General features: G+C 59.0%; 9 protein-coding genes. 6 read left to right on the top strand and 3 right to left on the bottom strand.

The annotated features are described in order from the left end of the window. Positions 1-14: 14 nt before the first annotated feature. A complete protein-coding gene (locus P0D96_RS42590) occupies positions 15-383 on the bottom strand; it encodes a hypothetical protein (protein ID WP_408319879.1) in 369 nt (122 codons plus the stop codon). A gap of 9 nt (positions 384-392) precedes the next feature. Further along, positions 393-1,490, bottom strand: coding sequence for an integrase domain-containing protein (locus P0D96_RS42585; RefSeq protein ID WP_408319877.1), 1,098 nt, complete (start codon positions 1,488-1,490; stop codon positions 393-395). 2,178 nt (positions 1,491-3,668) lie between these two features. Between P0D96_RS42585 and P0D96_RS42580 the strand changes: the two genes are divergently transcribed. Together P0D96_RS42580 and P0D96_RS42575 are read left to right on the top strand one after the other, a co-directional pair. After that, complete coding sequence (locus P0D96_RS42580; protein ID WP_408319875.1) at positions 3,669-4,292, top strand: hypothetical protein; 624 nt, start codon at positions 3,669-3,671, stop codon at positions 4,290-4,292. Between the two features lie 63 nt (positions 4,293-4,355). Beyond that, positions 4,356-4,970: a nuclease-related domain-containing protein gene (locus P0D96_RS42575; RefSeq protein ID WP_408319873.1), complete on the top strand. Its 615-nt coding sequence runs from the start codon at positions 4,356-4,358 to the stop codon at positions 4,968-4,970. A 137-nt stretch (positions 4,971-5,107) separates the two neighbouring features. On the opposite strand, the gene P0D96_RS42570 is transcribed toward P0D96_RS42575, so the two are convergent. Further along, positions 5,108-6,208 carry an MraY family glycosyltransferase gene (locus P0D96_RS42570; RefSeq protein WP_408319871.1) on the bottom strand — a complete coding sequence of 367 codons (1,101 nt, stop codon included), beginning with the start codon at positions 6,206-6,208 and terminating at the stop codon, positions 5,108-5,110. 269 nt (positions 6,209-6,477) lie between these two features. Between P0D96_RS42570 and P0D96_RS42565 the strand changes: the two genes are divergently transcribed. The 4 genes from P0D96_RS42565 to P0D96_RS42550 form a co-directional block, all read left to right on the top strand. Further along, positions 6,478-8,025, top strand: a complete 1,548-nt coding sequence (locus P0D96_RS42565) for a methyl-accepting chemotaxis protein (protein ID WP_132375828.1) — start codon at positions 6,478-6,480, stop codon at positions 8,023-8,025. Between the two features lie 387 nt (positions 8,026-8,412). Then, positions 8,413-9,900, top strand: coding sequence for a hypothetical protein (locus P0D96_RS42560; RefSeq protein ID WP_408319869.1), 1,488 nt, complete (start codon positions 8,413-8,415; stop codon positions 9,898-9,900). Between the two features lie 473 nt (positions 9,901-10,373). Then, positions 10,374-11,108: a Crp/Fnr family transcriptional regulator gene (locus P0D96_RS42555; protein ID WP_408319916.1), complete on the top strand. Its 735-nt coding sequence runs from the start codon at positions 10,374-10,376 to the stop codon at positions 11,106-11,108. A 1,393-nt stretch (positions 11,109-12,501) separates the two neighbouring features. Beyond that, the coding region (locus P0D96_RS42550; protein ID WP_408319867.1) for a dTDP-glucose 4,6-dehydratase at positions 12,502-13,134 on the top strand (633 nt) is incomplete at its 3' end.

Below are 13,134 nucleotides of genomic sequence, written 5' to 3'. Positions count from 1 at the left end.
CTTTGAGACCGCCGTCAAATACCAAGCATTTTTGCGAACCGATACTTTCCATTCTCATCATTGGCAAGCCGATGCCGTTTGACGCGAACACTAAGTCCGGTTAGCTGGTTGTGGAGGAAACCGGATTCCAGCAGCACCATCCTGACGCAGGTGATTTCCAGGAGAAGTAACTCAACATCAACGCATCGCTTCGAGCGCGCTTCGACAAAGCCTGCAAGCAAAGCCACATCAAGGTCCTGCAACCGGAATGGATGCGACGGGTACGGAGCAATGGACTGTTCAAATTCGAGCCAGACCTTGGCCATGATGGCGCGCATCATGTCGTTGCATCCGATCTTGTCGGCGCAACGCTTGACCTGCTCCAGGAGTGAGGAATCGGACATGGAAGTCTCTCAAGTGTTGGAAGGATGCTCTTCCATTAGCGCGTCGTCTGCCGAACATGCCAGATCGTGCGCCCCATTGGGTCGGCCGATAGGATAGCCGCTTAGCGCGCCATGTCGGCGTTTTGCCAGAAGGCGCGCTGTCGCCCGCGGTAGTTTGCTCGGTGGGCGGCGACGATCGGCTTCGATATTGTGCAGCGATATATGCCCCTCGAACCTTCCCCGGATCGGCTGGCAGTAGTGTCCGAGAATCATCTGGATGCGGGTAGGGCCGTGTCCAAGCGATTCGCTGAGTTCCACCAGAACCCCGTAGGGGGCGATTCCTGCCTCCAGCATTTCGAGTGCACTCTTGAGCGCATACGTGTAACGAAGTGAATGAAAGCTGATTGGCCCGACCATACCAGCCCGGCGCAGCAGTGCTTTGAGTCGATTCATTGCGGATCTGAGCGTCTTGCCGTTGCCAGTAATCAATTCGAGATTGTGTTCGCGAGCGTACGCGAGCGCGGAACGGATTGCTTCGATCGTCTGCGGGCGCTCGCTCTCCATGATCCGCACCTGCCTAGGCCTTGCGTTTTTCGAGCCACGCATCAGCGGAAGCGTGGAATCGCCGCGAACGAGTGCGTCAAGCCACATCCCGAGATCGCGTGCACACATCAGCGCCTCCTTGCGTCGGAGTCCGAGATGCAGTGCGAGCGATATCATGTGCATGAGCCCCTGGTCTATCCCGTTAGCTTTGCCGATCAACTCGTCAATTTCGGTCGGGTTCATGGCCCGTTTTGTCCCCTTCCTTACTCGTCGAACGAGTTGAAGTTCCTTGTTGTTGCACACCTCGTCAATGTTCCGGCCGGCAAGGCGTGATGTGACACGAACAGCCGAAAATATGTTCGCAAGGGTGCCCGCGGTTTTGCCCTGCGCCATGCAGTATTGGGCATAGGCATGAATCACCCATTCCGGAATTTCACTGACCGATGCGCGTAGTTCCCCTAGCTGCCTGGCAAAGCGCAAAAGGCCTGTTGTATCGAACCGCCTGTTCTGCTGAGTTGCAAAGCTGCCTCCTGCTTTTTTGCTGCTTACTGCGGAATTGTGTATGGCCTTTGACATCATGCTCATGAGCTAGCTCCCGGCTGTGACCCGCATGTCAACTCATGTTCGCCCGCGGGGGGAGGCAAACACGGCCCCAGTCACGATGAGCTCGTGACAGATCCGGAATACGTTCGGATGTCTGCAATGACGGGCTTGGCCGGGGCGGGGCGAGCGCGTACGTAAGCAATTGAATTCGGGGAGAGGGCCGGGTAATGCGTTGAGCTGTGGGATCCGGTTACGGATAGGCCCTTGGTGAAAGCAGGTTCTGGATGGAAAGTGGAAGCCCGAGAAGAGAAATTGCGTCAATGCGGGAGCGGTGAGTGGCGGGTGTCTGACAAAGACACTCCTTCTGCACCCGTCATGGGAGCAGACGCCGCGATCGGAGCGCTTGCGGCCTTCATCCGGAGATGAATGAATCGCAAGGTTTGTCTTGATGGATACCGCGCTGTATATCGCAAGGAGAAGATGCTTCCTCGACATCGGGAAGACATTGGCGGCATGGCCGCGTCACGAACACCGCTCGTATCTGGGGCGTAGGCGTCAGGGAGCGAATCCCTGGTACGTTGAAAAGACTCGCCTGTACGGAACTTCCGTTGGCGAGCGATCACTTACCGCACAGGCGGTAACTGGTCGCGACGCGACACCGACTGCGCGTGCTGGCCTGAAAGAGTGAGAGAGGCACCACGCGAATGACGCTGTGGGAACTTCTTGCTTTGGAAAAAGCTCTGGCTCGATTGAGCCGCGCACGCCCGATTCATGTTGATGCTGCTAACACGAACTTAGCAAAGTGCTTTGCTTCGCCGTGAGGCTGAGCAATGCTTGTATAGAAATTGGGCTAAAAAGCCCCCAACCCCCAGCAAGGGGTGTAATGGTCGATGCTCGTGACGTGAGCGAACGGTACTGCAATCATTAGAACATAGCTGCAGAGATAGCAAAAGGGGGGGGCGTCGCTTTCGCACAAAAAGCAGGTCGCCGCAGCATGGGCAACGTCTTCGAGTGGCCCGCGACGCAACACTATGTGGTGACCTTCGATCGCACACCAGTCCACGGTCGGCGGATTACGTTCGGCCCCCCTTCCTGGCGCGCTTCCTTGCCTGACCAACGGGTTGGCGGCGTACGTCACTGCGAATGGGGGACGAGAGAGATTCTGTAGTCTCGCCAACGCAGATTTGAGCAATCGTTGAGCGAATCGTAGTCAGTCGGTGACAGCCGCATTGTCTCAGCGCGGTACATCAGTGGGGAGTAAGGTGGCCGCCACGATCGACGCAAACAGCGTGGCCGCGTCCGCGAAGTGCTCCAACGAGGAATTGGCCGATCCGCGCAGTGCTCTGAAAAGTCGTCCCTTCCGCGCGGCCTGAAGGCGGAATATCGCGGGCTACGCGAGCGTCAGTGTGTTCGCGCTCAGATGGGTGGCCGTCTGGAATACGGTAATTCGCGTGTCGGCCGGTAGGTCGTCGGCGCATGCGGCCGTGCGAAATCCCGGTCGCCGATGGTATGGCCGCAATGTGGGCAGTGCAGTTCTCTCCGGTGCAACGCGACGGCGCGCGGTTGCGGTTCCCTCTGGGACGAAGCTGCGACCGATGAACGTCGCGCAATGAGCTGCTCCCTCTGCCGGCGCGCACCACGGTCCATCATCCAGCCCATGCCTACAAACATTACATTGAGTCCAAGTAACGGCCATGCGATGTCCATGCTGGCTCCCCGCTGTTTCGGTGTGTCCAGCATAGCATTGGTACCGTGAGCCGCCGGCTTGCCAGTTTTGACGGCGTGGGGGTATATTCACGCCTGCGTCCACAACGCATCGATCTTGCACTGCCATAGCCGTCCGTATTTTGCGATCGGCCTGTCGGCAGAGCCGTTCGCCCGTACGCCTCTGGTTGGCTCTCTGGACACTGTACGCGCTCCTTGGCACTGTGAGTTTTAGTGCCTGTCTTTCGGCTGTCCTTCCTCCTTCCCCTTTTTTCTTCTTTGCGAACTTCTGACGGCCGTCCCAGTCCAGGCGGCGTGTAGCGTCGGCCGTTCCAACTCCACCTCTGACTGCGTCTCGATGGCAACTAGCCATCGTCTGCACACTTCCTTGCCCGTGGCGCGCGCGGCCCGATAAACAGCGCACTCAAACGGCAGCGCGCTCGCCGCGCCGCTGAACGCCGGTCGGTGCCGGTGTGGCATCGACCAAGTCACGGAATCAATACAAGGAAAACAAACATGTACATTCTTTACGACTGCCGGTACGTGATTGCCTGCAGCAGTCTGCCGCATGAATTCAGGCGGGAATTCCGCAGGCTTGCCCGGGGCCGTGTCACGTCGACGTATGATTGGCGCACTCGGGCCAAGGATCCTGTGCCGGCTGAAACCCAATGCCGGCGGGTGGCGGAGGTATTGGCGGGTTTTGAGGCGCTGCGCGCCAGCGGGTATGCTTTACAAACACCGTGGAACTTCGGCAGCAAGCATTTGCGGGTCCTCATCAATCGCTGGTCCACGCAGCGGCTGACATCTGAAGAGGCGGCCGAGAGACTCGAGCATTGGCGCCAGTTTTTGCAATGGATCCGAAAGCGCCAGCTCATCGCTTTACTGAGTGCGCCTCTCACCGCGGGTGCGTCGAGTGTCGAGAGTAGACATGTCCAATGCTCGCATGCGGCAGCCTACTCGCGACCAGACATACCGATGCTCACAAGCGATAAGGCCATGGAGGCCCTCACGGAACACCGTGGCGACCTGCGCAAGGCGGCCCGCGCGCTGGGGACAACCACGCATTCTGTCTGTGAGGCCCTGAACGATGGTCAGCCACGAGAAAAGCGGCTTCCTCCCGGGCTCACGATCCTGACCTGATGCTTGACTTCCAGTAGCGCTCGATACGCTGGTTTCACCTACATAAACAAAGGAGAAGCCAGAATGCTGATTCACACTATCTTCGGGCTCGCGAGTGCATTGCTGTATGCGTATCTGAGCTTTAACGATAAACGGTCGGCTAAAGAGGAAGTTCGAGAAGCGCGGGCGGCCTCTGCCCGAGGGCGGGGGGAAGAAGGAGAGAGGGAGGTGTCAGCCGAGCTGCGCTGGCACCTCACGCGTTTGTGCGGCGAAAACTGGGAAGTATTGGATGGTCTCGTTCTGATTCATGCGCCGGGGAGCACCTTTCCGACTGCTGAAATCGATCATCTGGCGATTACGCCGTTCGGAGTCTTCGTGGTCGAAACAAAGCATTGGGCTGGTGTGGTCACACACGGTGAGACCGACGACACGTTGACGCTCACGACGGTTGAAGGACAGCGGTGTGTGCGCACCTCGCCAATGAAGCAGAATGCGGCGAAGGTGCGGTTTTTGCGCAAACTGCTTCCGCCGCGGCTGTGGATCGTCGAAGGGCTCGGTGTCTTTTCGCATGAAGCGGCAATGGTCGCCCCACGCTTCCAACGGCGCTGCTTGAGCGTAGTGAACTTTACCGGCACCTGCGGGTGCGGCAGCAGCAGTTTGCGCGCACGGGGACAGGGCGCCTGCCCGTTCGCACGATAGTTGACGCGATCTTGCAGCATGCAGACACGCGCCCCGAAGCTCTCGTTGAACACCGGCAACGCATCCAGGAGGGCCACTCGCGCGGCCAAGGCTAAGCCGGACCTAGCACTGCTGATACGAGGAGGGGTGAACTGTGCTCACCGTCTCCCCTTCCTTACCACCATCCACCTCGGTGACTTGAACCGCACGATACTCACGTAGAGCCAGACATACGTCACGGCGAACACCACCACGAAGCAGAACAGATGCAGCGTATGCCGCCAGAACAGCGTAGCCGGCACGACCGCGATCAGACACAGCAGCCACAAGTACGGCGACGTCAGCGAGTTACGCCGCGTCAATTCACGTGCGGTGCGCGTGCCGACCGCCCAGCGCATGAGCCGTTTGTACACCAGCATGTGCAGATGCACGCCGTCGGGAATGCCCGGCGACATGCCGCGAATGAATTTTTTCCGGTAGATCGAGAAACAGGTCTCGAAGATCGGATACATGAACAGCAGCACGGGATACCAGGCCGACACGTCGCGATTGCGCATCACCAACATGATCGACAGTTCGGCCAGCATGAAGCCGATGAAATACGCGCCGCCGTCGCCGAGAAAGATCAGCCCCGCCGGGAAATTCCAGATGAAGAAGCCGAGCACCGCGCCCATCATCATGAACGAGGCGGACAGCACGATCGGATCGGACACCTGGAACGCGACGTAGGCGAGCGAGGCGAACATCATGAACGCGACCATCGACGCGAGTCCGTTGAAGCCGTCGATGATATTGATCGCGTTGGCGAGCGCGGCAACCGCCAGCACCGTGACCGCGCAGGAGATCACCGCGTACGAGAGCAGGAAGTCGAGCGGCGGCACGCTGATGCGCGTCACGGCGATGTTCAGCAGGAAATAGGCGAGCGCGGCCGCGGCCATCGTGCAGACCAGCCTTGCCAGCGGCGACACGCGCTTGGTCAGGTCTTCGACCAGACCCGAGCCGAAGGCCGGCATGCCGCACGCAATCAGCCCGAGAATGCCGCCTGACACGGCGGGATACGCGTGATGCAACTGCACGGCGGAGACGATCAGCCCGAGCAGAATCCCGGTCCCGCCGATGCGCGGCACCGGGCGAACATGGAATTTCTGCACGCCGGCCAGATCGGTGTCGGTGGAGAATTTTTCATGCAGATGCGCGTAGCGCACGATCAACAGCGTGATCAGCAGTGAAACGAGAAAGCCGAGCGCAAAACTAAGCATGAAAGTGGGCCTGAGCGAAGACGCCGAATTATACAAACGAAACGCACAACGTCCGGAAAACGAGCGGCGCCGCGCGGTCGCCCGAATATCCCAGATAGTGAGGTGAAAGACACTCGCAAACGCCCGCCGGTCATGGATTCCACCTATTTAGTAGGGTCCGTGCGAGGTCGTTAACCTGGATGCGGCGAAGAGTAAGTCACGCGCAAAAAAGGCGGCGCGCGCCTGCCAATCTGTTTCGCCGCCGATCGGCAAGACGTTCCGGAGACCCAATGCTAAATAACATCACAATTCGTGGCGGCCTGACGCTGGTGATCAGCGTATTCGTCGCTTTCCTGCTGACAGTGATCGGTGTCGGCTATGGCGCGCTCAAGCTCGCCAACAGCAGCCTCGACGACACGCAGCGTAGTGCGGCGGCGCTGTCGCATCTGAAGGCAAGCTCCGAGAAGCTGCTGCAAGTGCAACTCGCATTGGGTTCGTATCAGACGCTCTTTAGCGTCGGCAAGCAGACCGATGACCTGTTGCCGGCCGCGCACAAGGTGCTGGTCGAATCGAACAAAGACTTCCGCAATTACATGGCCGGTCCGTTCGCGGACGAAAACGAGCAGAAGCTCGCGCAAAACGTGGAGCAGGCACGCGGCGCGCTGGTCGATAAGGCGATCGAGCCGGAGTTCAAGGCGCTGGCCGACTTCGATTTCAATACCTTCCGCAACATTCAGGGGGAGACGGCGAACGGCTTTTACGCCACCTATTCGAAAGCGATCGACGCGCTCGAACATTCGCGGATCGACAGCCAGCACCAGCAAGCCCAAACGGCCGCGCAGCGCTTCCAGATCGCGACGCTGTTGTTCGCCGCGATCGGCGCCATCGCGCTCGTGATCGGCGTGGCGGCGCGCATTGGTCTGTCAGTGGCGTTGATCAAGCCGGTCAACGCAACCGTCAAACACTTTGAGCGCATCGCCGCCGGTGATCTGACTGTTGCCATCAAGATCAAATCGCGCAACGAGATGGGCCAGCTGCTGGGCGCGTTGACGAAGATGCGCGACGGCCTCGTCGAAACCGTGTCCAAGGTGCGCGGCAGCACGACGGCGATCACACAAGGGGCAAACGAAATTGCGTCGGGCAATGCGGATCTGTCTTCGCGCACCGAGCAGCAGGCAGCGGCGCTTCAACAGACCGCCGCGAGCATGGAGCAGTTGTCGGCCACCGTGAAACAGAACGCGGACAACGCGAAGCAGGCAAACCGGCTCGCGCACGGCGCGCTCGACACAGTCACGCGTGGCGGCAAAGTGGTCTCGCGTGTCACGGAAACGATGGATGGGATCAGCGAGTCGTCGCGCAAGGTGACCGAAATCATCGGCATGATCGAGGGGATTGCGTTTCAGACCAACATTCTGGCGTTGAACGCCGCGGTGGAAGCGGCGCGCGCCGGCGAGCAGGGGCGTGGCTTCGCGGTGGTGGCTTCGGAAGTGCGCAGCCTCGCACAGCGCTCGGGTGCGGCCGCGAAGGAAATCAAGGAACTGATCGGCGAATCGGCCGCCAAGGTTCAGGAGGGTGCATCCCTCGTGTCCGACGCGCAGAAGACGATTCACGAAGCCATGAGCGCCGTCGAGCGAGTGACTGGCGTGATGAACGAGATCGAGGCGTCCGCACTCGAACAGAGCGACGGTATCGAACAGGTCAACAAGGCCGTCTCGCAGATCGACGAAGTCACGCAACACAATGCGGCGCTCGTGGAAGAGGCAGCTGCGGCGGCGAAATCGCTGGAAGAGCAGGCGACCATATTGCGCGACGCCGTGGCGGTATTCCAGATGGCGTAATGGCGGAGGGGCCGCGCTCGCGTTGTTCGCGAGCGCCGGTTTTAACAGGGCACTAACAGCAATTTAGTTAAGAAATCCTAATTGTTAGATTTTGTAAAATATGCCCATATGTGTGGCATTTTATGTTGCGGTGGTACGTCGATTGCTTGCTCAAAGAACAATTTCCCGACGCAATGCGTGGCAGGAAATTTATTCCGTACAGCAAAATGTTGGGCTATAGATACCTTGCAGTAAGGTTTCGAAATTTTGTCCGTGCGCGAGCGCACAGAGCGATGCGTCTCGTTAAGGGATATTGTGTGTTGAATCCGATCCGAGGAATGTCCTCGACTCCGGCAACGCGCATGGGGCGCATCAATTCACAGCGGACAACTATCGAGCCCAAAAGTCATGCAGAGGTCCTCAGCAGTAGATCCGGATAGTTCCGGGAGCGTACCAAGCGATTACTCGTGTGTGTTGTGCGGCGCCGGCCCGGCAGGAATGGGCTTCCTGTTCCACGCGTTCAAGAGCGGCAAGCTGGCAGAGGTGGCCAGAAACGGGCTGCTGATCATCGACAAACGCGCGAGCCTCGGAGCAGGCAAGCTCGGCGACTATGTGAACGTTACAGGCAACTCGGTCGCAAAATCCTTCCTCGCGTGCCTCGAGCACGAACGCTTCGACGAAGTGTTCGGCGACATCCGCGAATACAACGAGTTGCATAGGAAACTGGCCGCGGACCCCGACGGTGCGCCGCTGCTCTCTGAGGTCGGCGAACTGCTCACGCTGGCTGCCGAGCGACTCATCGCGCACCTCGTCGAACATTTCGACGTCGATGTACTGCGCGGACACGAAATCGATGCGATTCGTCACAACCGGGACGGCCGCTTCGAAATCGCTTATCACGACACGCGCAGACCCGCGGCACGCCGGATGGTGATTAGCGACACCGTCGTGATGAATCTCGGCGGAACGCAGCGCGTCGAAGAGGTCGATGATCTTTGCCGCACGCTGGACATTCCATTGCCGGGCAACGGTGTGATCACCTGCACGTCGGATGAACTGCTTCGCCTCACGAGCACGCAACTGGTCGACACCTTCGCGCCCGCGTTCGCCCCTGCCGCGGCCCGGCGTACGAACCGGATCACGATCATCGGCGGCTCGCATAGCGCGTTCACGATGACCGAGCGTCTTGCGACTGATCTCGGCGGCGCCGGACTCGATGAAATCGCCATCATTCATCGCTCGCCGATCCGGCTGTTTTTTGAAACGGAGGAGGAAGCGCGCGCATGGGGTTATATGGTCGACCCAGTCAACGATATTTGCCCGATCACGCGGCGCGTTAATCGCTCGAGCGGTCTGCGCTACCGCGCGTTCGAGATTGCATGTTCGGTGATGTCGCAGGGCCGCGTCGCGGGAACGAAGCCGCGTGTCGAATTGATCGATGCCGCCTCCGGGGAAGGCGAGCGCGCCCGTGCTGCCACCTGTCTCACGCAGTCATGTGGCGTGGTTCATAGCGCCGGCTATGGGCCCAACATGTCCGTACTGGTCGACCATCGAGGGGCGGAGATTCCTCTGCTGTTCCGCCAGGGCGGCATCGAGGTCGACAAATTCGGCCGTCCGCTCGACATGAACGGCAAAGTGGTACGCGGACTCTTCACGTTTGGGCTGGGTTCCGGCTTTCGGCCCGACCCGGAGATCGGGAGCGAGGCCGCATTCACCGGACGAATCCATGGTGTCTGGATCTTTCATCATGAAATCGGCAAGCGGATTCTGACCGGCGTTCTGAAAGCACTGGCCGAGAAGGCTGTTGCACAGGAAGCGGAAATGATCGCGACGGCGGATGACGACACACATGCCGGGGGCCGGCCCCGTCGCGGTCGAGCGGACCATCGCCGCTGACTGACGGGCAAGCATGACCGCCCAGCACCACTCTGGCTCACCGACTCGAGTCGCTGAGATAGGGCGAGTTCGGCTGCTTTATGTCGTCCCATAGACCTCCTTAATAAACTGGACATGTTGTGAATCCACACTACGACCTATTGACACTTCAGCTAGCATCGGGGTCCTTTCGGTCTGCAGCAAAGTGACATTGGCGTCCAGCGTTTCAACGAACGTTCAACGCAAATAAGTCCTCTTATATCCGCCGATCGTGCGGGCTATTCCGCCAGCATTATTGGCGCGACCTTCTTTGGCGGCTATGCTGCACTGCGACATCGAATGCAACGCGATGACCAATGCGAAGCTTTGATCGTCTCCATTACCGCTTCTGTTTGCCGACCGCGCGAATGAGGGCAATGCATCGTCATTGGTTCCTCGATTCGAGCGAGGCCTGCCGTACCAAGGCGGGCTGCGATACTTACGTGAGGGAAATGATGACGACATTCCAGTCATACCGCCGTGGCAACCGTCTGTTCGAGGCGCTCCCAACGCATGAATGGGACGCAATACTTCCTCATCTTGAACTCGTCGAATTGAGTCCGGGGCAACTGCTGTCGAAATCCGGTGAACTCATACGAACCGTCTATTTTCCGGCCACAGCGATCGTGTCTCTGCTGCAAACCATGGAAAACGGCAGTTCGGTGGAAATTGCCGCGATCGGCAGGGATGGCACGACAGGCGTGCCGATCCTGACGGGCGGAGACACCATGCCAGCCAGCGTTCAGGCTCAATGCCGGGGTTTCGCTTATCGAATCAGCGCTACAGCACTGCGCGAAGCGTTGCGCAATTGCGCTTCGCTGCGCTCACTGATGCTGCTATACATGCAGGCCCTCCTCACGCAGGTCGCACAGACTGCGGCGTGCAACAGGCTGCATCGACTGGACGAGCAACTGTGCCGATGGCTGCTGGTCGATATCGATCGTTCGGGCACAAGTGATTTGCAGGTCACGCAGCAACTCATTGCCGACATGCTCGGCGTGCGTCGTGAAGGCGTGACTGAGGCGTCCGGCAAGCTTTGCGACGCCGATCTCATCCATCACAGCCGTGGCCGTGTGCGGATCCTCGATCGGACCGGACTCGAGGCGCGCTCATGCGAATGTTATGAGATCGTGAAACGCGAATTCGATCGGCTATTGCCGCGTATCAACGCGATGGAAGTCACGCGCTGAGGGTTTTGCCGTATTCACAAATCGAATTGAAGTCTGGGACGGCCAGCAATATGTTGTGTGTTCGCACAGATTGCTGGCCTTGCGGAACTATAAAATGTGGCGAGCACCTGACTTGAGGGAGCCTGACGCCGGTATCGGAAAGAGTAGGCTTGCCGCTCACGTGTCGTGATATCGGTAAGCTCGCGATTGATCGGCCGCGGTGCTTGTAGCGCAAGAAGAAAGAAGGCCTGGAGACAAATGGTCAGGCACTGGCCAACGAAATACCGTGCCGCGGTCCGTGTGCTCGGGATCGTGCGCGGCAGTTTCCCGCTCCTGCGCAGAGCTATTCGCGCGTGTCTGCAATCACTCTCGCGCGGAGCGCCCGCCCACGACTCGTCGGCCTACTGCCCTTGCATAGGCCGCGCGATCTGATCGGAAGTTGCCGTTCGTCGTCTGCTTTGTCTGTCAAACTGTCATTACGCGGCGGCCTGCAGTTCTTGCCTCGCGTCGCACTAAATCCGCGCTTTCGCCGACTTTGCCATGCTCGTATGCGCGGCTGGCTTCACGCTGTGACCTCCAACGGGCGCGATCATCCGCATCCGGCTGGAGCCTGATGTCGCATCCACTGCCACGCCATACGCGTACTGCTTCAGTTGTGCCGTTTTCCGACCTGGTCGCGATTCTAGTAAAGTATGATGATTGGCGCGCCAACCGCCGCGTCATACCATCGCTGCTGCCTGTGTGTCTTTGACGTTCTACCGGCTGCGTGCGGTGATTTCCGGTGAATCGCGAAGGAGGTGAATCGTTATAAATTCAATCTCGCCTCAATTGAAAGGACCAGGTAAATGTCGAGCGTTTTGACACATTTTTTATGCTTCATATTCGGCGTGGTGATTGGCGTTTTCGTATGCGCATTATGTGTCGCACGTTCCAGAACGCCACGAGACGATAACTAACTCTTTCTTTGGGACGCGCAGGCAGCCTGCGTCCCGATGCGCATCGGCAGGGGCATCTGCCGCAAACCATGAAGGCCGCGCCGATCATCGCGACGACGCAGGCGCGGCTCTCAGCAAAAGAAATGGCCGGCAATCGGCGATAAGGCCGAACCCCGTCAACGCCGGGTGGTGGAGACACGGGCAACGTGAACACTGCAAGCGTTGCCCGACCGCCGAAGCTCTCCTCCTTACCCCCGTTAATGCGGGAGAAAGCGTGTATGTTGCTTTCCGCACTGAAACAAGATTTCTAGAACCCTACACTACGCTGGTTGCATCTGTTCGCGGCGCTGGAAGTCGCGATGGAAAGCTATATCAAAGCTGCTTACCGACGTCCCGTGGACGCATCGTTCAACGGATGTCAGCCAGACTCCAATCGACCTTCCGCGCAACTGCATGAAGGCGGCTTCCAAAGGGCTTCCATGATCTTGGTGACAGGCAGCGCCGGTTTTATCGGCGCCAACTTCGTGCTCGACTGGCTGCAAATCTTCGATGAACCCGTCGTGAATGTCGACAAGCTCACCTATGCGGGCAATCTACGCACGCTGAAATCTCTGCAGCACAATCCATTGCATATTTTCGTCTGCGCCGACATATGCGATCGCGCTGCAATGGACGAGTTGCTCGCCGAATACAAGCCGCGCGCGATCATCCATCTGGCGGCCGAGACTCACGTCGACCGGTCCATTCACGGGCCGGAGAACTTCGTGCTGACCAATGTCGTAGGTACCTTTACGCTACTGGAAGCGGCTCGCTCGTATTGGAGCAGGTTGAACGACGCCGGCAAAGCGGAATTCCGCTTCCTGCACGTGTCGACCGACGAAGTGTTCGGCTCGCTTTCCGCTACCGATCCGCAATTCTCCGAGACTACGCCGTACGCGCCGAATAGCCCTTACTCGGCCACCAAGGCGGGTTCCGACCATCTGGTGCGCGCCTACCATCATACGTATGGCCTGCCGGTGCTCACCACGAACTGCTCGAACAACTACGGTCCGTACCAGTTCCCCGAGAAACTGATTCCGCTGATGATCGCCAACGCGCTCGGCGGCAAGCCG

Origin of the sequence: Paraburkholderia sp. RL17-347-BIC-D, assembly GCF_046027915.1 — a bacterium.
Lineage (GTDB): Bacteria > Pseudomonadota > Gammaproteobacteria > Burkholderiales > Burkholderiaceae > Paraburkholderia.
The sequence above is the reverse complement of the archived record's forward strand: the minus strand, read 5'-3'. Positions and strand labels throughout refer to the sequence as shown.

What these genes read in the sequence shown, in the direction of transcription:
- P0D96_RS42590 (WP_408319879.1), bottom strand. Translation starts at nt 383, where the DNA reads ATGTCCGATTCCTCACTCCTGGAGCAGGTCAAGCGTTGCGCCGACAAG.
- P0D96_RS42585 (WP_408319877.1), bottom strand. Translation starts at nt 1,490, where the DNA reads ATGAGCATGATGTCAAAGGCCATACACAATTCCGCAGTAAGCAGCAAA.
- P0D96_RS42580 (WP_408319875.1), top strand. Translation starts at nt 3,669, where the DNA reads ATGTACATTCTTTACGACTGCCGGTACGTGATTGCCTGCAGCAGTCTG.
- P0D96_RS42575 (WP_408319873.1), top strand. Translation starts at nt 4,356, where the DNA reads ATGCTGATTCACACTATCTTCGGGCTCGCGAGTGCATTGCTGTATGCG.
- P0D96_RS42570 (WP_408319871.1), bottom strand. Translation starts at nt 6,208, where the DNA reads ATGCTTAGTTTTGCGCTCGGCTTTCTCGTTTCACTGCTGATCACGCTG.
- P0D96_RS42565 (WP_132375828.1), top strand. Translation starts at nt 6,478, where the DNA reads ATGCTAAATAACATCACAATTCGTGGCGGCCTGACGCTGGTGATCAGC.
- P0D96_RS42560 (WP_408319869.1), top strand. Translation starts at nt 8,413, where the DNA reads ATGCAGAGGTCCTCAGCAGTAGATCCGGATAGTTCCGGGAGCGTACCA.
- P0D96_RS42555 (WP_408319916.1), top strand. Translation starts at nt 10,374, where the DNA reads ATGACGACATTCCAGTCATACCGCCGTGGCAACCGTCTGTTCGAGGCG.